Raw genomic sequence first — 25,630 nt, 5'->3', positions numbered from 1 at the left:
TTCATGAAACAGTCGGGGGCGGTGCGCCGCCCCCAGACCCAAGCAGAGTCAAGGGGCACAGATGACTGACGCAAGCCAAAATGCGGGGCCGATGCTGGCAGCGGACGGAACGCCGCTTAAGCAATCGCTGGCACGTTCACTGCGGCGGCAGAAGTTACGAGCATTGATGCTCGTCGCTCCGCTTCTGCTATTTGTCATGTTTTCCTTTATCGTGCCGATTGCTTCAATGCTGTTCCGCTCGGTTGAAAACAGCATGGTTTCAGAGACCCTCCCGCTTACGGTGGAAGCCCTGCAAAGCTGGGACGCCCAAAGCGGTGAGCTTCCGGACGAAGCAGTATACGACGCATTCGTTCGCGACATGGTCGTTGCCGTTGATAGCAAAACCCACACCCGCCTTGGCTCGCGTCTGAACTACGAGGAGACTGGCATGTCTTCTTTGTTCCGCCGCTCTGGCCGGAAAATGGGCAAGCTTGACCCTGAAACCGATGGACCCTTCAAGGACCAGATTATCGAGATTCACGAGGGCTGGGGCGATCCTAAGACGTGGGCCGTGATCAAGACCCATTCGCCAACGGTTACCAATGGTTATTTCCTGAACGCGGTCGATATGCGCCGCACGCCCGAAGGCGCGCAGTCGCAGCCTGAAGACAAGCAGATTCTGATCAAGCTGTTTGGCCGCACATTGTTCATGTCGCTGGTGATTACAGTGTCCTGTATCCTGCTGGCCTATCCGGTTAGCTACCTGCTGGCGACCCTACCGATGCGGGTGTCGAACCTGCTGATGATCCTTGTCCTCTTGCCTTTCTGGACCTCACTTCTGGTGCGGACCTCGGCGTGGAAAGTGATGTTGCAACAGCAGGGCGTGATTAATGAAACATTGGTCTGGCTTGGACTTGTGGCCGATGATGCACGACTGGTGATCATCAATAACCAGATCGGCACGATCATTGCGATGACGCATATCCTGCTGCCGTTCATGATCCTGCCGATGTATTCAGTGATGCAGACGATCCCGGTGACTTACACGCGGGCGGCGAAATCCATGGGCGCGACCAACTGGACGACCTTCTGGCGCATCTACTTCCCACAATCCATTCCGGGTATCGGCGCGGGCTCTATCCTCGTGTTCATTCTGTCGATCGGATACTACATCACGCCTGAAATCGTTGGCGGCACAAAGGGTGTCTTCATCTCGAACCGGATTGCCTATCACATATCGTCCTCGCTGAACTGGGGACTGGCTGCGGCCTTGGGTACGATCCTGCTGGGTGTCGTCATGCTGCTCTACTGGGTCTACGACAAGATCGTGGGCATTGATAACGTGAAGTTGGGATAATCGACATGGCTGCACTTACACCGATATCCCGCAAACCGCTCTCAATGGTTCTGCCCAGCGTCGCCTTAGCAGGTGCCTTCGCCGGCGTCTTTGTCGGCGCGGGCAACGGCTCGATCCTTTTGGGCATACTAGGTGGCGCAGCTCTGATCGCCGCGCTGGCCTGGGTCTACATCAACGTTCTGAAGAACGAAAAACTGGCGCGCTGGATCAATATCCTGGGTTTCGGCGTCATAGGTTTCCTGTTGTCAGGTCCGATGGGTGGCATTCTGGGCCTGTTGGGCGGTTGGTTTTTTATCTTCTTTATCTATTGGCTCTATGAAGGCCGGTATCGCCGCAAACTGCTCAGCTATCTGACGCCAAAACAGGTGTTCTATCACTATCTGTTTCGGGTTATCTGCGGTGCGATCTTCGTGTTCCTGATCACCCCGATCCTTGTGGTTCTGCCGCTGTCGTTCAACGCGCAGGATTTCTTTACCTTCACCCCTGAGATGTTGAGTCTGGACCCCGAAGGGTATTCGCTAAAGCACTACCGCGATTTCTTCACCAACAATGAATGGCAGCGCAGCTTCAAGAACTCGCTGATCATCGCGCCGATTGCGACGATCATCTCGGTCTCGCTGGGCACGTTGGCGGCCATCGGCCTCAGCCAGAGCCACGTACCCGGCCGCCGCGTCATCATGGGCGTCCTGATCTCGCCGATGATCGTGCCGTTGATCATCTCGGCCACCGGCATGTTCTTCTTCTACAGCGATATCGGTCGCTTCATGGAAGGCACGCTGGGCATGAACAAGAACTTCGTGGGCTATGTGAAAGTTGTCCTTGCCCACGCCGTTCTGGGCATCCCCTTCGTCATCATCACCGTGACTGCGACGCTGGTGGGCTTTGATCGCTCTCTGACACGGGCGGCGGCGAATATGGGCGCGGGCCCGGTGCGGACGTTCTTCAAGATCCAGATGCCCCTGATCCTGCCGGGCGTGATCTCGGGCGGCCTCTTCGCCTTTATCACCTCGTTCGATGAGGTGGTTGTGGTGTTGTTCGTTGGCTCTGCCAGCCAGAAGACACTGCCATGGCAGATGTTCACCGGCCTGCGCGAACAGATCAGCCCGACCATTCTGGCAGTAGCGACCATCCTTGTGGTGATCTCGATTGCGCTGTTGACCACGGTAGAACTGCTGCGGCGGCGGTCTGAACGCCTGCGGGGGCTCAGTCCCGCTTGACGCGACTCACAAGGTGATTTAGCGATTTCACCATGCACCCCGGTCACGATGGCGTCGTGACATCTAGGCGGGTGCATGGCTCTCGGTTCCCGAGGCCGCTTGTCCTGAACGCCGGGACTTGTGGCCGGGCTTTGCCTGTCCGGCATCGAGGAGAGACCAAGATGAATGATCTAAACAATCGCCCCGAATTTTTTACCTGCCACAACGGTGACAAGGCGCCTTTGCCCTTTAGTAAGGCGGAATATGCACGCCGTCTGGCCAGCTTGCGCGCCACGATGGCCGCCCGCGATATTCCAGCAGTTCTGCTGACTTCCATGCAAAACATCGCCTATTACTCGGGCTTCTTGTATTGCTCGTTCGGGCGTCCCTACGGTTGCGTTGTCACTCAGGACAAATGCACCACCGTGTCGGCCAATATCGACGCCGGCCAGCCTTGGCGTCGCTCGGTTGAAGACAACGTGATCTATACCGACTGGAAGCGGAACAATTACTGGCGCGCGGTGGCTGATCTGATTGGATCAGCCGGTCGGGTCGGGATCGAAGGCGATCATATGACACTGGCAATGCGCGACACCGCACTGGATATGCTGGGCCAGCCTGAACTGGTTGATATCGCACCTGACACGATGGCCGCACGCATGGTGAAATCCGCCGAAGAGATCGAGTTGATCAAAGGCGGCGCACACACTGCAGATGTGGGCGGCGCAGCCATTCACGCGGCGATCCGCGAAGGCGCGACCGAGATCGATATCGCCATGGCAGGCCGTGACGCGATGGAGGCCGAGATTGCTCGTGCCTATCCAGAGGCCGAGTACCGCGACACCTGGGTCTGGTTTCAATCCGGCCTGAACACCGATGGCGCACATAACCCGGTCACCAAGCGGGCGCTGGAAAAGGGCGATATCCTGTCGCTGAACACATTCCCGATGATCTCGGGCTATTACACTGCGCTGGAACGCACCTTGTTTCTGGGCGAACCTGACGCTGACAGCCTGCGCATCTGGAAGGCAAACGTCGCCGCGCATGAGTTGGGGCTGAGCCTGATCAAACCGGGCGCGACCTGCTCGGGGATCACGGCTGAGATCAACCGTTTCTTCGCCGACGAAGGCCTGCTGCAATACCGGTCCTTTGGCTATGGCCATTCCTTCGGCATACTCAGCCATTACTACGGTCGTGAAGCGGGTCTTGAACTGCGCGAGGATATCGACACGGTTTTGGAACCCGGCATGGTCGTGTCCATCGAGCCGATGCTGTGGATTCCCGAAGGACAGCCCGGTGCCGGTGGCTATCGTGAGCATGACATTCTAGTGGTCGAAGAGGCCGGTGCCGAGAACATCACCGGTTTCCCCTATGGGCCTGAACACAACACGATCAGCGCCTGATCACATGGGCGGGAAGGGCGTTCAGCCCTTCTTGCCCCGTTCGTGAAAGATAAACCCGATGAAGTTCAGCAGCACCTGCGCCGCCAGAATCTGCGTGCTTTCGGTTGGGTCGTAACTTGGGGCGACTTCAACAAGGTCGATCCCGACCACGTCACCCCGTTTCGCCAGCCCCTGAAGAATTTCCAGCACATCGTAATACAAAAAACCGCCATGGCTGGGCGTACCCGTGCCAGGTGCGATTGAGGGGCAAAACGCGTCGATATCAATCGTAACGTAATACCGCGCGCCCTCGGGGATGCGCTCCAATACACCCTCGGTGCCCAACTTGCGCACCTGTCGTACGGACAAGATGTCCGAGCCGCGAGCGCGGGCATCCTCATACCCTTCCTTGGCGGTAGATGACACGTTTCGGATCCCCAACTGGGTCATGCCGGCGACATAAGGCTTTTCAATCGCCCGCCGCATCGGATTTCCGTGGCCAGCAGTGACGCCATGACGCTCGTCAACGAAATCCAGATGCGCGTCGATCTGGACCACATGGATCGGACCGTTCTGCGCGCACTCTGTGGCAAAGGCGTTGATGCAGGGGATATTCACCGAATGATCGCCGCCGATGGTGACGGGCAGGGCGCCTGCAGACAGAATGCGTTCGACGCCGTATTGAATATTGGCGTGGCTCTCATCTGTCTTGGTGTGGATAATGTCGGCATCCCCAATATCGACCATCCGCACTGATCCATCCAGATAAGTGGCGTCATACTCATGGTCATAAGCTCCGGCATGGCCAAAGCTGAACAGGGTTGAGGCCTCGCGTACAGCACGGGGCCCAAAGCGCGCGCCGGACCTCCATTGGGTGCCAAAGTCGAAAGGCGCCCCCATGATTGCGACATCTGCATCGATGTTCTCCCAATCTTCGACATAAGGTGACTTGCCGAAGGTTGAAATGCCGACGAAAGGCAGATTAAGTCGCCCGCCGCTATACCCATGTGATGACATGGCGAGTCCCCCGTTTCTTGCTATTCATTGGCAGCTTAGACAGGAATTTCAGGCGGCGATAGGTGGGGGTGATCTGTGGGCTTGATTGTCCGATTGTGCGATGTGTATCTGGTGCAGACATTAAAAAGGAAGAGCCGTGGGCCATCATGAACTGCCACCGGGAACGGGTGTCTACTATATCAATCTGGATCGGGTACCCGAGCGGCGCGACTTTATGGAGGCGCAGTTCGCCCATACCGGGCTGATTGGGGCCGCGCGTTTCAGTGCGACCGACGCGCAACAAGAAGGCGCACTGGATGGTCACGGCTATGTTGCCGGTTCTGGCAGCCGCTGGGGTCTGAAACAAAGTGAAGTCGCTTGTTTCGAAAGCCATCGCGCCGTTTGGAAGCGTGCCGTTCAGCAAGACCTGAAGGCTGTTGCGATCTTTGAAGACGATGTCGAAATGTCGACCCAAGCTGGCGGTGTGATTGCCAGATTGCTCGAAGCAGGGTCAGGGTTCGACTTCCTAAAGCTGGACTATTCCCCCCGGTCGCTGAGGTTTGGCCCGGAACAGCAGATATCCGGCGTACCGGTTCGCCCGATGCTGGAAATGGCACCCAGCGCGGCCGCATATATCCTGTCGCAGGCGGCCTGCCGTAAATTGTTGAAGTGGTCCGAGAAATACTCGGATCACCTGGATGATTTCGTATCTATCCCCCGCCCGGATTGGCAAATGTATCAGTGTTTTCCAGCTGTCGGTGTTCAAATGATCTGGTCGAAACAGCAAGCTCAGGCTGAAGATTCCGTGAAAGTCAGTGAACGTTCACAAAACAGAAAGACCAATAGCGGTCTGGATAAGGGACCCCTGTGGTTTCGCATTCGTCGCGAATTGCAGGCCGCGAAACGCAAGTTGTATTGGCGCCAGAGAGGCGAAGCCCGATTGCTTGAAAGCGGGGGGTATGTCGGATTTATCCCCTGTGCCGAAGACCTGAGGGTTTAGTTTAGATCATGGGCTGATCACGGCTTTCCAACCAAGCAAAAATAGTAATTCTCGATAAGCGTTAACAAAACTGTCAAATTGATATAATCTTCCAGTGTTGTTGGTGTTTTTCCGGTTTGGGGTTGGTGTGGGTCAGACAATCTATGAGCATTATGGCGGTTTCAAAACGATCAGCCGGATCGTTATGACCTTTTACGAAATGGCACTGGAGTCTGATCAGATCGGTGACCATTTCGAAGATATCGACATGCCAAGGCTGATTGATCACCAGACCAAGTTCGTATCGTCTCTGATCGGTGGCCCGACATCTTTTAGTGATGATCGAATTGAAGCGGTTCACAGAAATCTGAACATCTCGCACGCAGATTTCGACGAAATGGCAGATCTGTTTGGTGAAGCGCTGGCGTTACATGGAATGGAAGATCGGCACGTAAAGATTGCCTTGGGAGCGATCGAATCCAAACGTGCAATTATTGTTACGCGCGATGCGGCATGAGCATTCTTGCGATCAATGAACAACTGCTGCGCGCGATCGGTGTTGGTGTCGCAGTGGTTCGGGCTTCGGATCTTACATTCGTATTCTGCAACGGCCCTTTTCAGGAATGGTTTGGCCCTCCGGCTGATGGACAGACATTGTTGGATATTTTTCCTGACCTTGATGCGCGTGAACTTGAAGACGTAAAGCAATCGGGGCTCAGATACTCGGTCGAATTGCAGATCAAGCCGAAACGCAGGACATTGGTTTTCGCAACGGCAGTTTCTCTGGCAAACGGTCTTTCGGAACAGGTTCTGGTCATCGAGTTTCAGAACATCACCAAAATCCGCGAACTTGAAAGCATGATTGACAGCTACTCGACTATGGTCGAACGCAACACGCGCGAGTTGGAGCGTGAGAAGGAGCGGGTTGAAAGGCTGTTGCTGAACCTGATGCCGCGCGCTGTTTATGAAGAATTCAAGACATTCGGTGTGGTCACGCCGCAGCTTTACGATCAGGTGTCAGTTGTGATGCTGGACTTTGTGGGGTTCACGGATTTTGCCGCCAAGACGGACCCGACGGTTACCCTAAGCGAGTTGAATGACATCTTTACGGCCTTTGACCGGATCGTTGAACAGTTCGGATGTGAGCGGATCAAGACCATTGGCGATGCTTATCTTGCGGTGTCAGGTATGCCGGATGCTACGCCAGATCATGCGACTGCTGCTGCCCATTGTGCAGTCAGGTTCCTTCGCTATCTTGAGCGGAGAAATGAAAGCCATCCGCACAAGTGGCAGGCACGTGTGGGGCTGGGTATGGGGCCGGCGGTGGGATCAGTGGTTGGTATTCAGAAATATGTCTATGATGTTTTCGGACCCGCCGTGAACATCGCTTCCCGGCTACAAGTCTTTGCAAACCCAATGAATATTGTTGCGCCTGAAGAAATGAAATACGCCCTGATTGACGAGTTTCAGGTCTCTGATATCGGGCGTGTGGACATCAAGGGTATGGGTGAGATGGATCTGATTAATGTCACATCCGGTCTCAGCATTCCGCAACGGAAACCGGTGTTCTGACGGCCTTATTCGTCCGGAGGCACCAGCCCTAATCCCCGCAGATAAATACCAATCCCCGTTTCCAAAAGATCTTCGGGCGGGAAGGGTGCGGTGGCGCCGGTGTTACGGGCAAACAATTCGACTACACCGTGACTCAGCGCCCAGATATGTGCGCTGAACATTGAAGCCGGCGGACGTTTTTCCGGCGGAATATGTTGCGACAGATCGGCTGCAGCTTTTTCCAGAACATCTCTGGCCCGGTTTGCAGCCAGGGCAAGTTCTGGGGTGCGGTTGACGGAAATCCCACTTTCGAACATGGCGATATAGTGGCCAGGATTCTTGCGCGCAAAGGCCAGATAGGCGCGCCCGGTTGCTTCGAATGCAGCCAGCGCCGAAGGCTGGCCTTTGTCATAAGCGAATTGAATTAGATCGGCGAACATCTCGAACCCCTGGCGCGCCGCCTCGGCGATCAGGTCCTCGCGCCCGTGATAGTGGCGATAAACAGCTGCAGGCGTGACGCCTGCCGCTTTTGCAGCCTCTGACAGGGTGAACCCGGTCGGACCCTTTTCCTCGATCAGGGACAGAGCTGCGTCGATCAGAGCCTGTTTCAGGTTGCCGTGGTGATACCCGCGTTTTGTCATCCCTGATTCAGACGCCTTTTTTGTTCAATTCTTGAGGAACTAAGACATAAACCGGTAGCACGTATTCGTCCAATCTTTGTGATGATATTGGCCGGCAAGAAAGATCAGGCATCCCAGATATCTGGCCCGCCACATATCTTGGTGTCGATATCGCCAATCGCATTTTTGTCCTTTTCATCATAGTCCAGCGCATGAAGCACGGTTCGGATTGCTGCCAGCCTTGCCCGTTTCTTGTCGTCGGAACGAACTATGGTCCAGGGGCAGGCTTCGCTGTGACTGCGTGTAAGGGTTTCGGAAATCGAAGCAGAGTATTCATCCCATTTGTCCAAACCAGCGATATCGATTGGGCTTAGCTTCCAGTGTTTCAATGGGTCCGTTTCGCGCGCAAGAAACCGGTTCAACTGCTCGGCCCGTCCGACGTTCAACCAGAACTTGAACAAGCGGATACCATCGTCACACAGGCCGGTCTCTAACGGCAGAACCTGGCGGAAGAAGCGTTCACGCTGTTCTGTGTTGCAGAACCCAAACACATTTTCCACCACGCCGCGGTTATACCAGCTGCGGTCAAAGAACACGATTTCTCCGGCTGCGGGCAGATGTGGGATATAGCGCTGAAAATACCATTGGCTGCGCTCTTGATCCGATGGCTTGCTGAGCGCAACGTTCCGAGCCCCACGCGGGTTCAGGTTCTCACGGAACCGCTTGATCGTCCCGCCTTTTCCAGCGGCATCGCGGCCTTCGAAGATAACAGCGACACGCTGGCCGGTTTCCTTCACCCAAAGCTGCATTTTCACAAGCTCGATTTGCAGGGACTGCATTTGTTTCTCATACGCCTTACGCTTCATGCGTTCGTCATAGGGGTATGTAGGGTTCAGAATGTCATCCTTATCGGCCTCTTTGATCTCGTTCCGGACTTCTTCTGGTGCACGTTTTTTGTAATATTCCTCGATGGTGCCTTTGCCAGTTCGTGTCATGAGTCACCTCGCGATAAAATCTATATCTTACTATGGATTAGCCTCGGAATTAACGCAAACCCGCACGCTGAGCAGCCCGGATGATTGCGGCCGCTACTTCGGGTGCGGCAACGATCTGTGGCATATGGCCAATTCCCGGCAATTCGATCAGTTCAGCGCCGGGGATTTGGTCGATCAGGGGTTCCGCATGCCATTCCAACCCGACCGTTGTGTCGGCGGTGCCATGCACAACCTCGGTCGGGACCGAAATATCCTTATAGCGCGGCTGCAGCGCACGAACTTCGTCCAACAGATTGGCGCGTTGCATTGCGTTGGCATGCATCGAAGCCGGGCGCATGGTCAGCCCGGGGCCGAAATGTTCGGCATAGCCTTCGGGTGCAGTTTGGGGGGAAAAGACACCGTCTAGGGCCTGCTCGACATACCAATCGGGGACAAAGGCGTTGATCAACGGCAGCACAAGCGCGTTTCCGGGCTTGGTCGCGGCCATTCGGTTGAAACCATCCAGCGGCGTTTCCCAAGGGATCGCGGCGGGGGCAATCAACACCAGCGCCGAGATGTGTTCGGGCTGTGTAACCGCCCAGGCCAGCGACACCGACCCGCCATAGCTTTGCCCTGCAACAATGGGTTTGTCCGCGCCCAGCTTGACAGCTGCACGGCGTAGGATTTCGGCTTGTTCTTCAAGGGTTTCGCCGTCCGGATTGAAGCTGTCGGAATACCCCAGTCCGGGCCGGTCAAAAACAATGACACGGAAATCTTCTGCCAGAATTGGGGCGAGGGCAAAAGTCATGTCCCGAGTGTTGCCACTGGACCCGTGGATCAGCACGACATCGGGCCCGTGCCCCATGACTACGGCATGAACGCTGACTCCATCGACGTCGATCAGCTGACCCTCGGGTGGGAAACTGGCCTCGGCTACAGCTTCGTTCCGTGACACGCGCCAAGTTGTTACGGTGGCCAGGCCAGCAATCAGCAGGGCAAGAGCTATGATGGTTTTAAGAACCAATTTGATCCATATCGAACGGTGTTGTCTGATAGATTTCGTTAATCCAGTTGCCATAGAGCAGGTGCGCATGGCTGCGCCATCTGTTCTGAGGCTGGCGCGAGGGGTCGTCGTCTGGATAGTAGTTCATCGGCACGTTTATCGGTGTGCCGTTGTCGATATCGCGATCATATTCCTGCTTGAGCGTATCACTGTCATATTCAAAGTGGTTGAAGATATAAATCGCGCGATGGTCCTTATCTTCGACTAAGCAGGGGCCTACCTCATCACTACCCAGCAAGGTGGTCAGGCCCGTTGCGTTGTCGATTTCGGCCTGCTTCATCTCGGTCCACCGGCTGACCGGGATGACGCAATCATCGGAAAACCCGCGCAGAAACGGTGAAGAGGGGGCCAGATTGCGGTGCCGGAAACATCCGAAAGCCTTGGCGTCCAAAATATGCTTACGCACCCCATGGAAATGGTTGATCATCGCCATTCCGCCCCAGCACACGCCAAAGGTCGAATGGACATTTGTCTGGGTCCAGTCAAATACTTCGCTGATCTCTTCCCAATAGGTGACATCCTCGAATTCAAGATGTTCGATCGGGGCGCCGGTGATGATCAGGCCGTCAAATTTTTGGTCCCTTACCTCCTGAAACGGGCGGTAGAACTCGGCCATATGCTCGGCTGCGGTGTTCTTGGTCCGATGTTCGGTCATACGGATCAGCGACAGGTCGATCTGCAGAGGGGTTGCACCGATGAGTCGCGCGAACTGGTTTTCGGTCTGAATCTTCTTGGGCATCAGATTCAGCAACCCAATCCGAAGGGGGCGAATATCCTGACGCATTGCCTGATCCTCGGACATGACCATGACGCCCTCATTGGTGAGAACGTCATATGCGGGCAGGTCAGAGGGAATCTTGATCGGCATCGGATGCAAGCCTTTGGTTTGAGTGTGTAAGTGCCGTAGTTAATCGCGCTTTGGCCGGGTCTCAAGTGCACGTTCGATCAACTCATCGAAATCACCGTCGTCGCGAATACTGTGCATGTCGCTGGCAGCGATCGTCAGACCCCAGTTGTCGGCCATCGCCCTGTATCTCGGTTGCCGGTGCGCAAGAGCTTTGGCATAGGTCCAACGAATGAAGGCGTTGGGATCGACCTGTTCGGCGGAACAGCCCTGTTGGGTCAGATATTCGTCCCAGACACGTGTCAGGAATTCGGGCTGATAAGACATGGGCTTGGGCGCACGGTCAAAGCGCCTGATCAGCTCGGACGTGTGGTCGTCATCACCTTTGATCCAAATCATCAGCGTTTGGCGCGACAGTTCGGACAAGACCTGATCGCGCGGATCGTCGGGATCAACCCATTCGCAGATCGAACCGCCGGTATCGCAAATGAAATGCGGGTATTGGTACAATCTCTGCGCCCGATCCACGAAATACTCGGTATCCAGCAGAGCGTGAATTTCTGCCAAACGGAATTGTTCCTGACGGCGTTTATACTCTGTCAGCTCCATGCCGCCCTGTGCCGGGTTGCCCGGTTTTCCCAGATAGGCGGCGACAGGGGTCAAGTTCTCGAACGAGATATTTGATCCGATGTAAATGGAATCAGACAACAGCAGGTCACGCAGGAAAGGGACCTTCATGGCCTCGGCTTTGGCGTTGTCGATGATATACTCGCCCATGTATCGCGTGCCGATCCGGTAATCGACCGAATAGTGGAACCAGTCCCCGGAATCGCGCAGAACGTTGGACACATAGGTCTTTCCCAGGCCTGACATGCCAAAAAACAGCACCTTTTTGCGCGCGGCTTCCCGCCAGTCTTTTGCCGAGTTGTAGATCATTGTCCACTATCCCTTTTCCGACCTTGCTAAAACGGGCGGGGGGCGGCGTCAATCGCGCGTGCAGCGGTTGTTTAGAACCAACAGTCTTGGGCACAGGTTTCGTTATGCCAGAATGGGAGTAGATATCTGTTCCTTGCCACGCAGGACCGCATCATCTCAATTCGTGATCATGCGGATCTATGCAAAAAAGGCTCCGCCGGAGGGCGGAGCCTTGTGAACAGTTTTGCCGCTGATCAGTTCAGAGAGTAGGTCAACTGAAGGCCGACGCTCCAGGCAGAGTTGCCGCTGAATTCACCACCCGTGGTGGTTGTCGCATCGCCAATGTCCGTATAACGGACACCGCCCGAGATCTGAGCATTTTCCACGGTGTAAGTACCGCCTACGCCAATGCTCCAGAAACCGTCAGTCGGCCCCAAGTTTGATACTTCGGTACCATTCGACTTTTCGTAAGATGTGGATATCGCGCCAGAAAAAGCCTCTGAGAACTGATATCCCATTCCAAGAGTATAGGTGAATGTGTCGTCGTCAAAGTCGACGAGGTTGTCCCCAACGATCCCGACATAGGCGGCAGGTGCCACTACTGTCTGAGGCCAGTCAACCCAGCGGATCGATCCGAACACCAGCGTTTTTGGGGCAACCCCGGTCTGGAAATCCAGGTTGATGGATTGCGGTGTCTCGACCCTGGTCGTGTCATCGATTGTTTGTAACCCGGCGGGGACGGGCGGCACTACGTTGAACGACTCGGTCGACGACAGATCGTGAGTGATCTTGGAGTTGTAGACCAGCGAAACCCGAGCTGCGATTTCAGGTTTTTCCCAGGCAACCCCGACGAGATAACCAAAGTCAGTATCGGCATCCGCATCAAATTCGTATCCGGCTGCTGCCGGTACAACGACTTTTGCGCTAGCACGTTGCGCGCGAATACCGCCAATGGCGCTGAAGCCACCGTCAAGCTTGTAGCGCAACAATGCGGTGAGGGAGTCGACATCAGCGCTGGCCCTCAGAATCCCGCTGCGTCCTCCAAACGCTGCAGTTGGATTCTGCGACAGGGGATAGTCGGCGGAATACCCAATATCCGCACCGAATGGTTCGTCATAGATCAGCGCAAAGTCCAGTTTGTCAGTAAATGAACGTTTGTAAGCCAGGCCCGGTGAGAAGAAAGCATTCGACACATCACCTGATTCTACGCCATTTTGTTCACCGCTTACGTCAGGTGACGCATATCCAAGACGAAGTTGGACCACGGATCCCTCTTCGAAAATGATATTGATTCCCTGTCCACTACGGTCCAGACCACCGGCTTGAATGCTTGTTGCGCCCACGCACAAAGCACACGCCTGTAGAAGCGTCTTCTTCATCCATTCCTCCCAATTATATCGCTAAGTTGCGCGAATTTGTGGTGTCTGCGCACAACCGAGTTATTCTTACAGGTGGATTTCACTCTCTCAACAATAGCTGGTCAACGGGTGACTGAACGTTACCCTTAGTGAGTGTTGCGAGAATCTGTTGCTAAACTGTTACGGTTTTCCGACTGAACGTTGAGGAAGATACCCACAAAAATGACAGCAGCCCCCACGAGCGTCCACTGATCGAGAGCCTCATGATAGAAAAGCATACCGACAATCGCGATTGTAGGAAGGCGCGCAAAATCGAATGGGATCACAACCGTAGCCGGTGCGATTGAGAGTGCATTCGTAATGCAGAAATGCGCTAATAGGCCTGCAAGCCCTACAAGCAAAAGCCAAGGCGCGGTTGCCATCGTTGGTAACGCAAGTTCTCCGTCGATCGCAGAGGCTCCCAACCCAAGACCGGCCTGTATAACGGTCAGCCAGAACATGATGCACCCGATGCTTGCAGAACGCGTGAGTTTTTTGGTGGAAATTGTAGTCAAAGCGAAGAACACCGCCGACATCGCGGCGGCGACAATTCCTGCGCTTAACGGAACAGCCCCCGGTCGTGCGACTATAAGGATACCAGCAAAACCGATAAGTGCTGAAAGGACCCGCACGACTGTCAACCGCTCGGCCAGCAGCATCGGGGACAGCAGGATCACCCAGATCGGTTGCGTAAACTCAAGTGCAAAGACCTGTGCCAGTGGTGCCACGGAAACAGCGTAGAACCAGAGATTCTGACCGGTGAAATGCAGGGTATTTCTTACCCCGTGAAGGCCAATCCGTTCGGTCGATACCTGATGCCACTTTCCCGTAACCGTCAGGACAAGGCTGACCACGCACATGCCGACCAGGCTGCGATAAAACATGATTTCAAAGGTGTCATGGGTGACGCTCAGCTCACGTCCGGCCACGGCCATAGACGTAAAAGATGCGATTGCCCCGATCATCCACAGCGCGGCTTTGCCGATTTGGGGTTTGCTGCTTTCCATTGAGTTGCCCGCGCACTAGGAGTTCTACGATGTTGATTGGTAACTAAATATTTGTGTCGCAGAAACAAAAAAGCCGGGCGCTGGCCCGGCTTGTTTTCATTCCCACTCGATTGTGCCCGGAGGCTTCGACGTGATGTCATAGGTGCATCGGTTGATGCCTTTGACCTCATTGATGATCCGGGTGGCGGTTTCGCCCAGGAATTCATGACTGAACGGGTAATAGTCGGCGGTCATTCCGTCGACTGAGGTAACTGCCCGCAGGGCGCAGGCATAGTCGTACGTGCGGCCATCGCCCATGACACCGACGGTTCGAACCGGCAGGATCGCCACGAAGGCCTGCCAGATATCATCATAAAGCCCATGTTTGCGAATCTGGTCGATAAAGATCGCATCGGCTTCGCGCAGGATATCTAGTTTTTCGCGGGTGATTTCACCGGGGCAACGGATTGCCAGACCAGGGCCGGGGAAGGGGTGGCGGCCGATAAAGCTTTGGGGCAGGCCCAGCTCGCGTCCCAATGCGCGGACTTCGTCCTTGAACAGTTCGCGCAGCGGTTCGACCAGTTTCAGACCCATTTTCTCTGGCAGACCACCAACATTGTGGTGACTTTTGATCGTGACCGAAGGCCCGCCCGAGAACGAAACGGATTCGATCACATCAGGGTAGAGGGTACCTTGGGCCAGGAATTCCGCCCCGTCGATCGTGTCGGCATGTTTCTGGAACACGTCGATGAACAGCTTGCCAATTATCTTGCGCTTGGTTTCCGGGTCGCTTTGCCCCTCAAGCTCACCTAGGAACAGATCGCTTTCATCCGCGTGGATCAGCCGAATATTATAGTTGTCGCGGAACATGCCGACGACTTCGTCTGCCTCGTTCTTGCGCAACAGGCCGTGATCAACGAACACACAGGTCAGCTGGTCGCCAATCGCCTCGTGGATCAGGATCGCCGCGACCGAACTATCGACACCTCCGGACAGACCGCAAATCACTTGTTTGTCGCCCACTTGTTCGCGGATCGTCGCGATCATCTGCTCGCGATAGGCACCCATGGTCCAATCGCCGCTGAATCCGGCGAGCTTTACAAAATTCTCATAAAGCTTGGCGCCCTTTGGTGTGTGGTGCACCTCGGGATGGAACTGTACTGCATAAAACTGGCGGGACGTGTCTGCGGTGATCGCAAACGGTGCGTTGGGCGAGGTGCCATAAACCTGAAACCCCGGCGCGATTTCACTGACATGGTCGCCGTGACTCATCCAGACCTGTTCATCGCCGTCGGTGAACCAACCATCGAGAATATCCAGTTGGCCTTTGGGGGTCACAAAGGCGCGGCCGAACTCTGCGGTGCCATGGCCGCTTTCGACCTTGCCGCCCAACTGGTGCATCATCACTTGCTGCCCATAGCAGATACCAAGGATAGGAACGCCAATGTCAAAGATTTCCTGCGGGACCCGCGGAGACCCTTCTCGTGTCACGCTATCGGGACCGCCCGAGAAAATAACGGCCTTTGGGGCCATTTTCCGAACAAAGTCCGTCGTAACATTCTGATAAGGATGGATTTCACAATAAACATTCAGCTCACGCAGGCGGCGCGCAATCAGTTGCGTTACCTGGCTGCCGAAGTCGATGATCAGAAGGCGGTCATGGGTGTCTTGGGTCATGGGTCTGCTACTAGGTTGCGAAGATGATAAGCGCAAGGGATTTCAAGTGGTATAGACACGCCAGTTGGTCGCGGTTAGGGCCCGCTTGTCTGGTGGACGGTCCCGAAGCGAATGACGAAGAGCCGCGCGACTTCAAAAACATGTGCTGGGTCATTTTGTGGCGGTTGTCCCCGACATTTTGTCGCTTTTTCCCCTATAGCGCCGTTATCCACGACTGCCATTGCGGCGGGTTCCTGTAACACACATGTAAATTCAACAACTGATACGGGATTTTCTCATGACAGAGGCAAACACCCGGCGCAGGGCGAGAGGTGGCGGTGGCGCTGCCCGCCGGGCCGAACGTACAGCGGTTCGTATCGAGACCGCAAAGTACATCGAACGCAATATTCCGAATTTCGAGGTTCTCAACGAAGAAGCGTTGCAGATCATCGAAACAAATGCGGAAACGCTTCTGGCCGAAGTCGGCGTCAATTTTGTCGACAACCCTGCGGCACTGGAACGTTGGAAAGACGCGGGCGCCGATGTGGATGGCGAACGGGTGCGCATCCCACGCGGCCTTGCGCGCGAGTTGATCAAAACTGCGCCAAGCGAGTTCACGCAGCATGCAAGAAACCCTGAAAAGTCCGTGGTCATCGGCGGTCGCAATCTGGTTCTGGCGCCGGTCTATGGCCCTCCGTTCGTGCGTGATGCGCAAGGTGGCCGTCGCTATGCGACCATGGACGATTTCAACAAGTTCGTGAAACTGGCTTACATGTCAAAGTGGCTGCACCACTCGGGCGGTACTGTGTGCGAACCCACAGACGTTCCGGTGAACAAGCGTCACCTGGACATGCTGATGGCGCATATGACCTTATCGGACAAGCCATTCATGGGCTCGGTCACCGATCCCAGCCGCGCTCAGGATTCGGTGGAAATGTGTGAGATCCTGTTCGGCAAAGAGTTTGTTCAGGAAAACACGGTCATGACTTCGCTGACCAACATCAACTCGCCGATGACCTTCGACGATGTGATGATGGGGTCGCTGGAAGTCTACGCCAGGAATAATCAGGCCTGCATCATCTCGCCGTTCATCGTCGGTGGTGCGATGGCGCCGGTTTCGATAGCGGGGACATTGACACAGGTTCTGGCCGAAGTTTTGGCCGGTGTCGCCTACAGTCAGATCATCCGCCCAGGAGCGCCTGTTATCTTTGGTGCTTTCGTTTCGTCGATCGACATGAACTCAGGCGCGCCAACCTTTGGCACACCCGAGGCGTCAATGGTTACCTATGGCGCGGGACAGCTGGCGCGGCGTCTGGGTCTGCCGTTCCGCTCAGCCGGGTCGTTCTGTGGCTCGAAACTGCCCGATGCGCAGGCCGCTTATGAGACTGCGAACTCGCTGAACATGGGGCTGATGGCGGGTGTGAACTTCATGCTGCATTCCTGCGGCTGGCTAGAAGGTGGCCTGGTTGCGGACTTTGAAAAGTTCGTCATGGACGCAGATCAGCTTGGCGTTCTGCACGGTCTGGCCAAAGGTGTCGCCTATGATGAAAACGCCCAGGCCATGGACGCAATCCGCGAGGTCGGCCCGGGCGGCCACTATCTGGGTTGTGCTCATACGCAGGCAAACTTCAAAGAGGCGTTCTGGAAGTCCGACCTGCTGGACTACAAACCTTACGAAACCTGGGAAGACGAGGGTGCGCGCGATACGCGACAGTTGGCCTCGTCTCGGGTCGAGCATTTGATTGCCAACTACAAGCAACCGGAACTCGACCCGGGAATTCACAGCGCTTTGGCCGAATATGTTGAAAAGAAAAAGGCCTCTATGCCGGACGCTTTCAGCTGATAACTGAAAACTGTGAGGCGCGGCTGGCTTTGTACAGCTGCGCCTCACCCAATAGCGCGATCAGAAGGTCCAAATGACGGACCAGCGAATAGCCTGCATCTTCTGCCAGTCTCTGCGCGTTAACCTCTCGTTCAATATCCATCAAACGCATCAGCGCCGCACCCGACCCAGGTAGCGATCCGTACCCAAGTATGCGTTGCAGGTGGCGTTCCCGATCATAGTCCTGCGCCCCGTGCTTGGCTGCCCGTGCCAATAGGCGGGGGCGGCGGAGGGCGGAAATCATGGTCATCAGGTCCTGCATATTTGGGCTCCACATGTTGGATTAACGTTGGCCCATTTGTTTCACAACCTAAGCGGGTGTTGCCTTAATCGGGTTCTCCCCGAACTCTCGCTTCATGAGTGTTTATGAATTTGAATGAAATCTGGTCATCACCTCCGGCAGTTAACGAACGAGTAACGAAAGCGACTCTAGTTAGAATTGGTTAACAAAGTCACCGGGGGCGATAGAGAACAGATTGTTTCGTCGATGAGGGCACAGAACTATGGAAAACAACATGGCTTTCACCATTCCGGCTTGGGTACCTGAGGGGGCACAACGATACCTGGCCCACACAGAAACCGGCCAGTCGATCCGCGATATTGCGCGATCTGCGGGGTGCCATGCTTCGACCATTCTTAGACAAATCCGCCGAATTGAGATGCGCCGTGACGATCCATTGGTGGATGCAGCTTTGCAGTCGTTGGCCGAAGAACATTTTTCGGTCAATGATGCTTCTGATCGCGCGTTTTCAGCGTTCAGTCATGATTCACACGTCGAAAAAGAAGAGGAATTCAACCACGAGGCCCTAAGGGTACTGCGAAGACTGTGTGAGACCGGTTCGGTCCTGGCTGTCGCTGAAGAAATGAACAAAGCAGTGGTGGTGCGCGATACCGGCGACGCCGCTGCGACCAGGACTGCAGTGGTTGATTGCAGGATCGCACAGGCATTGGCGTTGAAGGACTGGATTTCCTGCGACAACCCAGGCCGGATATCGCGCTACCGGATTACCAGCGCGGGCCGCACGGCACTGAGCCAGTTAATGGCCGACTTCGAGAACCAGGCAAGGTCTCGCAACGAACATGGAATGGCAGACGCGCCTGCTTCGTTTCATGGGGCGCCCTCTCACGCGACGACAAATCGCGCCCATCCAGAACGTTCCAGAAGAATGCGCTATAGCGCCGCGGAAAGCCCGCTTATCGCGCTGGCCAGACGCCGGGACCGGGATGGAAAGCCGTTTTTAGATGAAGCACTTGTCGGGGCAGGAGAGCGCCTGCGCGAGGATTTTGAACTGGCTCAGATCGGACCTCAGGTTGCACAGAACTGGGACCATTTCTTGACTGCCGGTGGGCGCGGAAATTTTGGAAGCGACGACACTGGCAACCGGGGTTCTTCAGAAGCGCGCGACCGCGTAGAGCGTGCATTGTCTGATCTTGGACCGGGGCTGAGCGACGTGGCTTTGCGCTGCTGTTGCTATCTGGAGGGGTTGGAATTGGCGGAAAAGCGAATGGGGTGGTCAGCGCGGTCCGGCAAAATCGTTTTGCGTATCGCATTACAGCGCCTGAAACGTCACTACCAGGATCAGGAAGAGCGCAGCCGTATGATCGGATAACACTTTGATCGGTTTTGGTTGCGGTTTCAGGGTGGAGTGATAGCTAGGGGTTATGAATTTTACCCTTCGACAGCTCCTATACTTTAACGCCGTTGCGCAGCAGCGCAACTTTGGGCGGGCGGCGCAGATGTGTAACGTTTCGCAACCGGCATTATCGGTTCAGATCAAGGCGTTAGAAGAGACCCTCGGTGGTGCCCTGTTCGAGCGTAAGGCCCGTGACATATTGCTTACCCCTTTGGGGCGGGATGTGCTTGAATATGCGCGTCAGATACTTGGTGCCTCGGACAGGCTCGACCAGTTTGCCAAAGATCACTCAAGCGGGCATCGGTCTTTGTCGATCGGAATAATCCCGACGATTGCGCCCTATGTTCTGCCAGGTGTTCTGGCGGGGTTAAGGGCGGCCGATGTTTCTTTGAGAGTGCAGATACGCGAAGCGCGGACAGAGCGCCTGTTGACGATGCTGCGCGCTGGTGAGATCGACGCAGGTGTGGTCGCGCTGCCCTCCGGGGGAAGCGAATTGTTCGAACTTCCCTTGTTCGAGGATCGGTTCTTATTGGCTGGAAGTTCGGCACGGTTGCGCAATTTTTCCAGCGATACAGAGCGTTTGCGCCCTTTGGACCTTCAAAATGCACAGCTTATGCTACTGGATGATGGGCACTGCCTGACGGATCAGGCCCTGGAGGTTTGTGGTCAGGACCGCAGCAGCGGTCTGATTAACATGGGTGCCTCGTCTTTGGCGACATTATCCCGTTTGGTTGCCGAAGGGTTTGGATTGACGCTCATGCCAGAGCTTGCCGCCCGTTCCGAATCCGACGCGGTACCGGGTCTTGAGCTGATGCGATTTGCCTCGCCGCAGCCCGCAAGGACAGTGGGGCTAGTTCGTCGATCTTCTACCTCGCAAGAAGATTGGTTCGAAAGCCTGGCGGATACCATTCGGACCGTCGGCGAGAGCATTGTCACGCAAACGCGCTAGTCACAAAAAAGCCCGCCTGAAGCGGGCTTTTCTGTTGAGGACGAACTCAGGCCAGTTCCGGCTCTTTGACTTCGTTCAGATGTTTCATCAGGTTTTCCGGTGACGAAACGCCATAGGGATCCTCGGGGCAGTTATCCATCAGTCCAGGCTCTTCAAACCAGGCTTCTACGATGCCGTCATTGATGATGGCCGCATAGCGCCAGGACCGCATGCCAAAGCCTAGATTATCTTTGTCGACCAACATGCCCATTTTACGTGTGAACTCGCCCGAGCCATCAGGGATGACCTTGACGTTTTTCAAGCCTTGATCCTGTGCCCATTTGTTCATGACAAAGCTGTCATTCACGGACATGCAATAGATTTCGTCCACACCTGCGGCTTTGAAATCTGCGTGGCCGTTTTCAAAACCGGGCAACTGATAGGTCGAACATGTCGGGGTGAATGCGCCAGGCAGTGAGAACAGAATCACGCGCTTTCCTGCGAAATAGTCCGCCGTGGTCTTGTCTTCCCAGCGGAAGGGGTTTGGTCCTTCGACAGAGGCGTCTCGGACGCGGGTGTGAAAGGTCACTTCGGGCAGTTTGGTGCCAGATTTCATGATCGAACTCCTGTGAATCACGTACGGTTTTCGTGGACTTAAAAGGATTCCAAATCCGCTTCAATGGCGGATGTTCCAGGTGCGTCAGAATTTACCTGACAACGCGTAAGTTGCAGTTAATGATAGGAAATTATTTAGAATTTTGGCCCTGAGACGTCAAAGTCTTTCACCCTGATGCATAGCGGCTATGCATGGGTGGTGTAATAGCAGAGGTCAGTTTATGTTATGGGTAAACCGAATTGACCCAAAGTCAGAAAGACAGGCCGTGCGCGATCTGAACATTCCCGAACAAAGACACCCAGAAAAGGCTCATCGGCCCGACAATTCGCAGCCGAAAAAGCCCAGTTGGATACGCGTCAAAGCGCCCGGTGGTCAGGGTTATGCCGACACGCGCAAGATCATGCGTGACAACAATCTGGTTACGGTCTGTGAAGAAGCCGGATGCCCCAATGTCGGTGAATGTTGGAGCCAGGGCCACGCGACCATGATGATCATGGGCGAGATTTGTACTCGCGGCTGTACCTTTTGCAACATCGCCACCGGTCGCCCGGATTCGCTGGATGCGTTTGAACCGGGTCGCGTTGCTCATGCGGTTGAAAAGCTGGGGTTGAACCATGTGGTCATCACCTCTGTCGACCGCGATGACCTTGCAGATGGCGGGGCAGAGCATTTTGCGCAGACCATTCGCGCCGTGCGTCACCGGTCTCCGGGTACGACGATTGAAATACTGACGCCTGACTTTCTGAAATGCGAGCCGTCCGTTCTAGAAGTTGTCGTTGAGGCAAAGCCAGACGTCTTTAACCATAATCTTGAAACCGTACCCGGCCTCTATCCCGAAGTGCGCCCGGGCGCGCGGTATTTCCACTCTTTGCGTCTATTGCAGCGCGTGAAAGAGATGGACCCGTCGGTCTTTACCAAATCCGGGATCATGGTCGGTTTGGGTGAGGATGGTCAGCAGGTCCGGCAGGTCATGGATGATATGCGCGCCGCTGAAATTGATTTCCTGACCATCGGTCAGTATCTGCAGCCCACGCCCAAACACCACGGAGTCGATCGGTTCGTGACGCCCGAAAAATTTGCAGCCTATGAAAAGGCGGCATTTGGCAAAGGGTTCCTGATGGTATCGGCCACACCTTTGACCCGGTCGTCTTATCACGCCGGAGACGATTTCGCCCGGCTGCGCGAAGCCCGGAACAACAAGCTGGGGCTTGCATGACGCCAGCGCGCCTGGCTGAGCTGGTCAAACTGCGCCAAGCACTGCATCGGATCCCAGAAATTTCAGGGGTCGAGGAACAGACCGCCGCATTGGTTGAAAATCAACTGCGGTTTTGTAAACCCGACCAGTTGCTGACCGGTTTGGGTGGCCACGGGGTAGCCGCCGTTTTCGACGGTGTGTCCAAAGGGCGCACGGTTTTGATCCGGTGCGAATTGGACGGATTGCCGATCCCCGAAATCTCGAACCAGCCTTATCGGTCCATTCACGAAGGCCAGGGCCATCTGTGCGGACATGACGGGCATATGACGATGGTGATTGCCTTGGCCGAATGGCTTTCGGTCAACCGTCCCGCCCAAGGTCGGGTGGTGCTGTTGTTTCAGCCTGCGGAGGAAACCGGCAAAGGTGCTATGCAGGTGATTGCAGACCCGCAGTTCAGTTCAATCGTGCCTGACTACGCATTTTCGCTGCACAATCTGCCGGGGTTGCCAATAGGTCAGGTCGCTCTGTGTTCTGGGGCGGCAAATTGCGCCTCGCGCGGGATGCGTATCCGGTTGTTCGGCAAAACCTCTCATGCTGCCGCGCCTCAGGATGGGGTTTCGCCCGCCGGAGCGATCTCGCGCCTACTGCCCGCTCTGACGGCGCTTTCAGAAGGTGATGATCTGGGGCCTGAGTTTGCCTTGGTCACCCTGACACATGCGCGACTGGGTGAGGCCAGTTTCGGCATCGCACCGGGGCAGGGAGAGTTATGGGCCACTTTGCGTACAGTTACTGACGCGCGCATGGTGCAGCTTTTAGTCGATGCCCGCGCGCTGGTTGAACAGGTTGCCACCAGCGAAGGGTTAACCTGCAAAATCGAATATGATGACATATTCGACGCCTGTACCAATCATTCGGAGGCAGTTTCTATCTTGCAAGCAGCGGGTCGTTCATCCGGGCATCCGATGCAGATGTGTGACACCCCGCAGCGCTGGTCCGAGGATTTCGGCCATTTCGGCAAGCTCGCAAAAACGGCGATGTTCTGGCTAGGATCAGGGGCTGATCAGCCCCAATTACACAACCCCGATTACGACTTCCCTGACCAGGCTCTACCTGTTGGGGTCAGTGTTTTCACCGCCGTGATTGACGCGCTGCTGAACTCATAGACCATATTCAACCCTTTGCCGGTGATGGTGATTCACTGGTTTGCATGACAGTCAGATGTTTTCGCGCAGGATCTGTACCACTTCATCATGTGCGGCCCGTGCGGCGGGGATGTGTTTGGCAAAGTGAATAAAGGGGTGGGTCAGGTTCTTTTTCAGCCGGACGTCCGTCCTGACGCCCGCTTCTTTCAGTTTTTCGCCATAGGCGAGACCTTCGTCGCGCAGGGGGTCAAAACCGGCGACCATCAGCGCTGCGGGGCAGACTCCTTCGACGTCCCCAAGCAAAGGCGAGGCCAGGGGATCCAGAGCGTCTGCTTCGGTGCGAAGGTAATGTTCTGTATACCATTCCATCTCGGGCTTTTCGAGGAGGAACCCAAGGTCGAACAGCTCATAGGAGCGCGTCTGTTTGCTCATATCGACCCAAGGCACCCAAAGCATCTGGAACCTGGGCGGATGGTCGGCGGTCTTGCGCTGCTGAGCGACAACAGCCGCAATATTGCCCCCGGCACTGTCGCCTCCGATCGAAATCCGGTCGGGGTCGAATCCCAATTCGGCGGCTTCTGAAACGACCCCGTCATAGGCGGCCAGACAGTCAATGATTCCGACAGGGAACTGATGCTCGGGCGAAAGGCGATAGTCGACGGCCAGTACGACGCAGTTGACCTCGAATGCAATCCGGTTGCAGACCTCACGATGCGTCGTGAGCGATCCCATCGCATATCCGCCGCCGTGGTAGAAAACGAATACAGGCGCTTTCTCGGGCAGTCCATTGGGCCGATGGGTTTCACAATTTATGGGCCCGTTTGGGCCACTAAAGACATGTTTGGTGAAAGGCACATCCGGGCTGAGTGGAAAGGCCAGCCAATGGGCCTTGGTGTCGTAATCCAAGCGCTTTTGTTGGATCGGAGGGATAACGCCGGGCGGGTCCGAAAAATTCTTGACGATGTAGCTGATCAAGGGGTCCAGGGTCTGACCATCTTTCTGGATCGGAGGGCCGCCCAGCACGCGAAGGACAGGCGCGGGCAGGCGACAAATGGCGCGCGAGGCAGTCCTGAGCATTGCGTTTTTCAATTCGAGCCCTCTTTTCTGATACCATCCGAACATTGGATTAGTTTTTGAAAAGGCGCAGTTTTCCGGCTTTCAGTCAACCAAAAGAAACAGAGAAACCTGGCACCACTTACTGGTTGCCCTTGAACGGGCCCTGCGCTGCATCTGTGAATTTCTGGGAATCGGCGACTGGCAACCCGCGGTTATTCGGTGAACCTGACCTTGCCAATGAAAGGCAGGTTGCGGTTGCGCTGTGCATAGTCGATGCCATAGCCGACGACAAACTCATCAGGAATTTCAAACCCGATCCAGTCCGAACGGAAATCGACTTCGCGCCGGCTGGGCTTGTCCAGCAATGCGATCGAGCGAAGTTTTCCGGGGTCGCGGCTTTGCAGAAGATGAGTAACATGGTTCAGCGTGTGCCCGGTGTCGACGATATCCTCGACCACCAGAACGTCGCGACCCTCAATAGCGCCGCGCAGGTCTTTTAGAATGCGGACTTCCCGGCTGCTTTCCATCGCATCCCCGTAGGATGACGCCTCAAGGAAATCCACTTCAATGGGCAAGTCCAATTCGCGCACCAGATCGGCGATAAAGACAAAGCTACCACGCAGCAGGCCGACAACAACCAGCTTGTCGGTTCCGTCGAATTCGGCAGTGATTTCGCGGCAAAGTTCTTCGATCCTGGCGGCAATGGCCTTTGCCGAGATCATCTCATCAATCACATATCCGCGCTGGCTCATCACTGCCCCCTTGATCTTTGGCGCGCAACATACGACATGACGCGCCATTGTCACCTGCAAAAACCGGACGCCATGCCTATACATTCGGAAACGCGACACCTGCCTTACACTGCGCAACAGATGTACGATCTGGTTGCCGATGTAGCAAAGTATCCCGAGTTTTTGCCCTGGTGTGCGGCTGCACGTATTCGACGCTCATATGCAGCAGGAGAGGCACAGGTGATGGAAGCTGACCTGATCATTTCGTTCAAAGTGTTCCGCGAACGCTTTGGCAGCCGGGTTACCCTGTTTGCCGAACAACGCCGGATCGACACGGAATATCTGGATGGGCCCTTCAAATACATGAAGTCGGACTGGCATTTCGAGGACGCGGCAGAAGGCGGGTGCAACGTTTCGTTCCATGTTGATTTCGAATTCAAGAATGCCATTCTTCAGGGTATCATCGGAGTGGTCTTCAATGAGGCGATGCACAGGATCGTGAGGGCGTTCGAGGGCCGGGCAGAGGAATTGTACAGCTAAGTCTTTACCCG

25 protein-coding genes are annotated in these 25,630 nt (G+C 55.4%); 12 read left to right on the top strand and 13 right to left on the bottom strand.

The features are described 5' to 3' along the window. Window positions 1-61: 61 nt before the first annotated feature. From AC2FIP_RS04010 to AC2FIP_RS04000, 3 genes are all read left to right on the top strand, one after another. The gene (locus tag AC2FIP_RS04010; RefSeq protein WP_142634170.1) at window positions 62-1,336 is read left to right on the top strand and encodes an ABC transporter permease; all 1,275 of its coding nucleotides are present in this window, start codon (window positions 62-64) and stop codon (window positions 1,334-1,336) included. A gap of 5 nt (window positions 1,337-1,341) precedes the next feature. Continuing rightward, on the top strand, window positions 1,342-2,553 hold the full coding sequence (locus AC2FIP_RS04005) for an ABC transporter permease (protein ID WP_496704745.1): 1,212 nt from the start codon (window positions 1,342-1,344) through the stop codon (window positions 2,551-2,553). Between the two features lie 161 nt (window positions 2,554-2,714). Continuing rightward, on the top strand, window positions 2,715-3,935 hold the full coding sequence (locus tag AC2FIP_RS04000) for an aminopeptidase P family protein (RefSeq protein ID WP_496785239.1): 1,221 nt from the start codon (window positions 2,715-2,717) through the stop codon (window positions 3,933-3,935). Between the two features lie 21 nt (window positions 3,936-3,956). Here AC2FIP_RS04000 and speB read toward each other — a convergent pair whose 3' ends face one another. Further along, complete coding sequence (gene speB, locus AC2FIP_RS03995) at window positions 3,957-4,931, bottom strand: agmatinase (RefSeq protein WP_496785237.1); 975 nt, start codon at window positions 4,929-4,931, stop codon at window positions 3,957-3,959. Between the two features lie 136 nt (window positions 4,932-5,067). On the opposite strand from speB, the gene AC2FIP_RS03990 reads away from it, so the two are divergent. The 3 genes from AC2FIP_RS03990 to AC2FIP_RS03980 all read left to right on the top strand — a co-directional run bounded on the left by AC2FIP_RS03990 (window position 5,068) and on the right by AC2FIP_RS03980 (window position 7,461). Beyond that, window positions 5,068-5,910 (top strand): glycosyltransferase family 25 protein, encoded by an 843-nt coding sequence (locus AC2FIP_RS03990; protein ID WP_496785235.1) that lies wholly within the window; start codon window positions 5,068-5,070, stop codon window positions 5,908-5,910. 127 nt (window positions 5,911-6,037) lie between these two features. Beyond that, window positions 6,038-6,406, top strand: a complete 369-nt coding sequence (locus AC2FIP_RS03985; protein WP_271946797.1) for a group I truncated hemoglobin — start codon at window positions 6,038-6,040, stop codon at window positions 6,404-6,406. After that, entirely contained in the window at window positions 6,403-7,461 is a 1,059-nt protein-coding gene (locus AC2FIP_RS03980) for an adenylate/guanylate cyclase domain-containing protein (RefSeq protein WP_496695256.1), read from the top strand. The genes AC2FIP_RS03985 and AC2FIP_RS03980 overlap by 4 nt, the downstream gene beginning before the upstream one ends. Before the next feature lie 5 nt (window positions 7,462-7,466). Here the strand turns inward: AC2FIP_RS03980 and AC2FIP_RS03975 are convergent, their stop codons facing one another. The 8 genes from AC2FIP_RS03975 to guaA all read right to left on the bottom strand — a co-directional run bounded on the left by AC2FIP_RS03975 (window position 7,467) and on the right by guaA (window position 15,916). After that, a complete protein-coding gene (locus AC2FIP_RS03975; protein WP_142634158.1) occupies window positions 7,467-8,081 on the bottom strand; it encodes a TetR/AcrR family transcriptional regulator in 615 nt (204 codons plus the stop codon). 104 nt (window positions 8,082-8,185) lie between these two features. Further along, window positions 8,186-9,055: a polyphosphate kinase 2 gene (gene ppk2, locus AC2FIP_RS03970; RefSeq protein ID WP_281994702.1), complete on the bottom strand. Its 870-nt coding sequence runs from the start codon at window positions 9,053-9,055 to the stop codon at window positions 8,186-8,188. Between the two features lie 49 nt (window positions 9,056-9,104). After that, window positions 9,105-10,064 (bottom strand): alpha/beta fold hydrolase, encoded by a 960-nt coding sequence (locus AC2FIP_RS03965; protein ID WP_496785795.1) that lies wholly within the window; start codon window positions 10,062-10,064, stop codon window positions 9,105-9,107. After that, window positions 10,048-10,965 (bottom strand): homoserine O-acetyltransferase MetA, encoded by a 918-nt coding sequence (metA, locus tag AC2FIP_RS03960; protein ID WP_496785233.1) that lies wholly within the window; start codon window positions 10,963-10,965, stop codon window positions 10,048-10,050. The genes AC2FIP_RS03965 and metA overlap by 17 nt, the downstream gene beginning before the upstream one ends. 39 nt (window positions 10,966-11,004) lie before the next feature. Next, on the bottom strand, window positions 11,005-11,877 hold the full coding sequence (locus AC2FIP_RS03955; protein ID WP_496700201.1) for an ATPase: 873 nt from the start codon (window positions 11,875-11,877) through the stop codon (window positions 11,005-11,007). A gap of 233 nt (window positions 11,878-12,110) precedes the next feature. Further along, window positions 12,111-13,235 (bottom strand): OmpP1/FadL family transporter, encoded by a 1,125-nt coding sequence (locus AC2FIP_RS03950; RefSeq protein WP_142634147.1) that lies wholly within the window; start codon window positions 13,233-13,235, stop codon window positions 12,111-12,113. A gap of 125 nt (window positions 13,236-13,360) precedes the next feature. Next, window positions 13,361-14,260, bottom strand: coding sequence for a DMT family transporter (locus AC2FIP_RS03945; RefSeq protein WP_496749033.1), 900 nt, complete (start codon window positions 14,258-14,260; stop codon window positions 13,361-13,363). Window positions 14,261-14,356: 96 nt separating this feature from the next. Beyond that, entirely contained in the window at window positions 14,357-15,916 is a 1,560-nt protein-coding gene (gene guaA / locus AC2FIP_RS03940) for a glutamine-hydrolyzing GMP synthase (RefSeq protein WP_496785231.1), read from the bottom strand. A gap of 277 nt (window positions 15,917-16,193) precedes the next feature. On the opposite strand from guaA, the gene AC2FIP_RS03935 reads away from it, so the two are divergent. Next, window positions 16,194-17,738, top strand: a complete 1,545-nt coding sequence (locus AC2FIP_RS03935; RefSeq protein WP_496785229.1) for a trimethylamine methyltransferase family protein — start codon at window positions 16,194-16,196, stop codon at window positions 17,736-17,738. Here AC2FIP_RS03935 and AC2FIP_RS03930 read toward each other — a convergent pair. Beyond that, a complete protein-coding gene (locus AC2FIP_RS03930; RefSeq protein ID WP_496785227.1) occupies window positions 17,731-18,039 on the bottom strand; it encodes a DUF6477 family protein in 309 nt (102 codons plus the stop codon). The genes AC2FIP_RS03935 and AC2FIP_RS03930 overlap by 8 nt on opposite strands. Window positions 18,040-18,280: 241 nt before the next feature. Here AC2FIP_RS03930 and AC2FIP_RS03925 point away from each other — a divergent pair, with 241 nt between their 5' ends. Further along, window positions 18,281-19,387, top strand: coding sequence for a DUF6456 domain-containing protein (locus AC2FIP_RS03925; RefSeq protein ID WP_496785226.1), 1,107 nt, complete (start codon window positions 18,281-18,283; stop codon window positions 19,385-19,387). Window positions 19,388-19,439: 52 nt separating this feature from the next. Next, window positions 19,440-20,360 (top strand): hydrogen peroxide-inducible genes activator, encoded by a 921-nt coding sequence (locus tag AC2FIP_RS03920; protein ID WP_496700205.1) that lies wholly within the window; start codon window positions 19,440-19,442, stop codon window positions 20,358-20,360. Between the two features lie 46 nt (window positions 20,361-20,406). On the opposite strand, the gene AC2FIP_RS03915 is transcribed toward AC2FIP_RS03920, so the two are convergent. Then, a complete protein-coding gene (locus AC2FIP_RS03915; RefSeq protein ID WP_496687851.1) occupies window positions 20,407-20,955 on the bottom strand; it encodes a peroxiredoxin in 549 nt (182 codons plus the stop codon). Between the two features lie 265 nt (window positions 20,956-21,220). Between AC2FIP_RS03915 and lipA the strand changes: the two genes are divergently transcribed. Together lipA and AC2FIP_RS03905 are read left to right on the top strand one after the other, a co-directional pair. Further along, window positions 21,221-22,171 carry a lipoyl synthase gene (gene lipA, locus AC2FIP_RS03910; RefSeq protein WP_496785224.1) on the top strand — a complete coding sequence of 317 codons (951 nt, stop codon included), beginning with the start codon at window positions 21,221-21,223 and terminating at the stop codon, window positions 22,169-22,171. Further along, on the top strand, window positions 22,168-23,313 hold the full coding sequence (locus AC2FIP_RS03905; protein WP_496785223.1) for an amidohydrolase: 1,146 nt from the start codon (window positions 22,168-22,170) through the stop codon (window positions 23,311-23,313). Before lipA ends, AC2FIP_RS03905 begins: the two co-directional genes overlap by 4 nt. Before the next feature lie 51 nt (window positions 23,314-23,364). Here AC2FIP_RS03905 and AC2FIP_RS03900 read toward each other — a convergent pair whose 3' ends face one another. Both AC2FIP_RS03900 and hpt read right to left on the bottom strand, forming a co-directional pair. Further along, entirely contained in the window at window positions 23,365-24,381 is a 1,017-nt protein-coding gene (locus tag AC2FIP_RS03900; RefSeq protein WP_496785222.1) for an alpha/beta hydrolase, read from the bottom strand. A 179-nt stretch (window positions 24,382-24,560) separates the two neighbouring features. Continuing rightward, on the bottom strand, window positions 24,561-25,100 hold the full coding sequence (gene hpt / locus AC2FIP_RS03895) for a hypoxanthine phosphoribosyltransferase (protein WP_496695281.1): 540 nt from the start codon (window positions 25,098-25,100) through the stop codon (window positions 24,561-24,563). A 72-nt stretch (window positions 25,101-25,172) separates the two neighbouring features. Here hpt and AC2FIP_RS03890 point away from each other — a divergent pair, with 72 nt between their 5' ends. Next, a complete protein-coding gene (locus tag AC2FIP_RS03890; RefSeq protein WP_142634123.1) occupies window positions 25,173-25,619 on the top strand; it encodes a type II toxin-antitoxin system RatA family toxin in 447 nt (148 codons plus the stop codon). The last annotated feature ends 11 nt before the right edge of the window (window positions 25,620-25,630 follow it).

It is taken from the genome of Ruegeria sp. CDSB114, from assembly GCF_059611025.1.
This window is presented reverse-complemented; position numbering and strand designations above follow the sequence as displayed.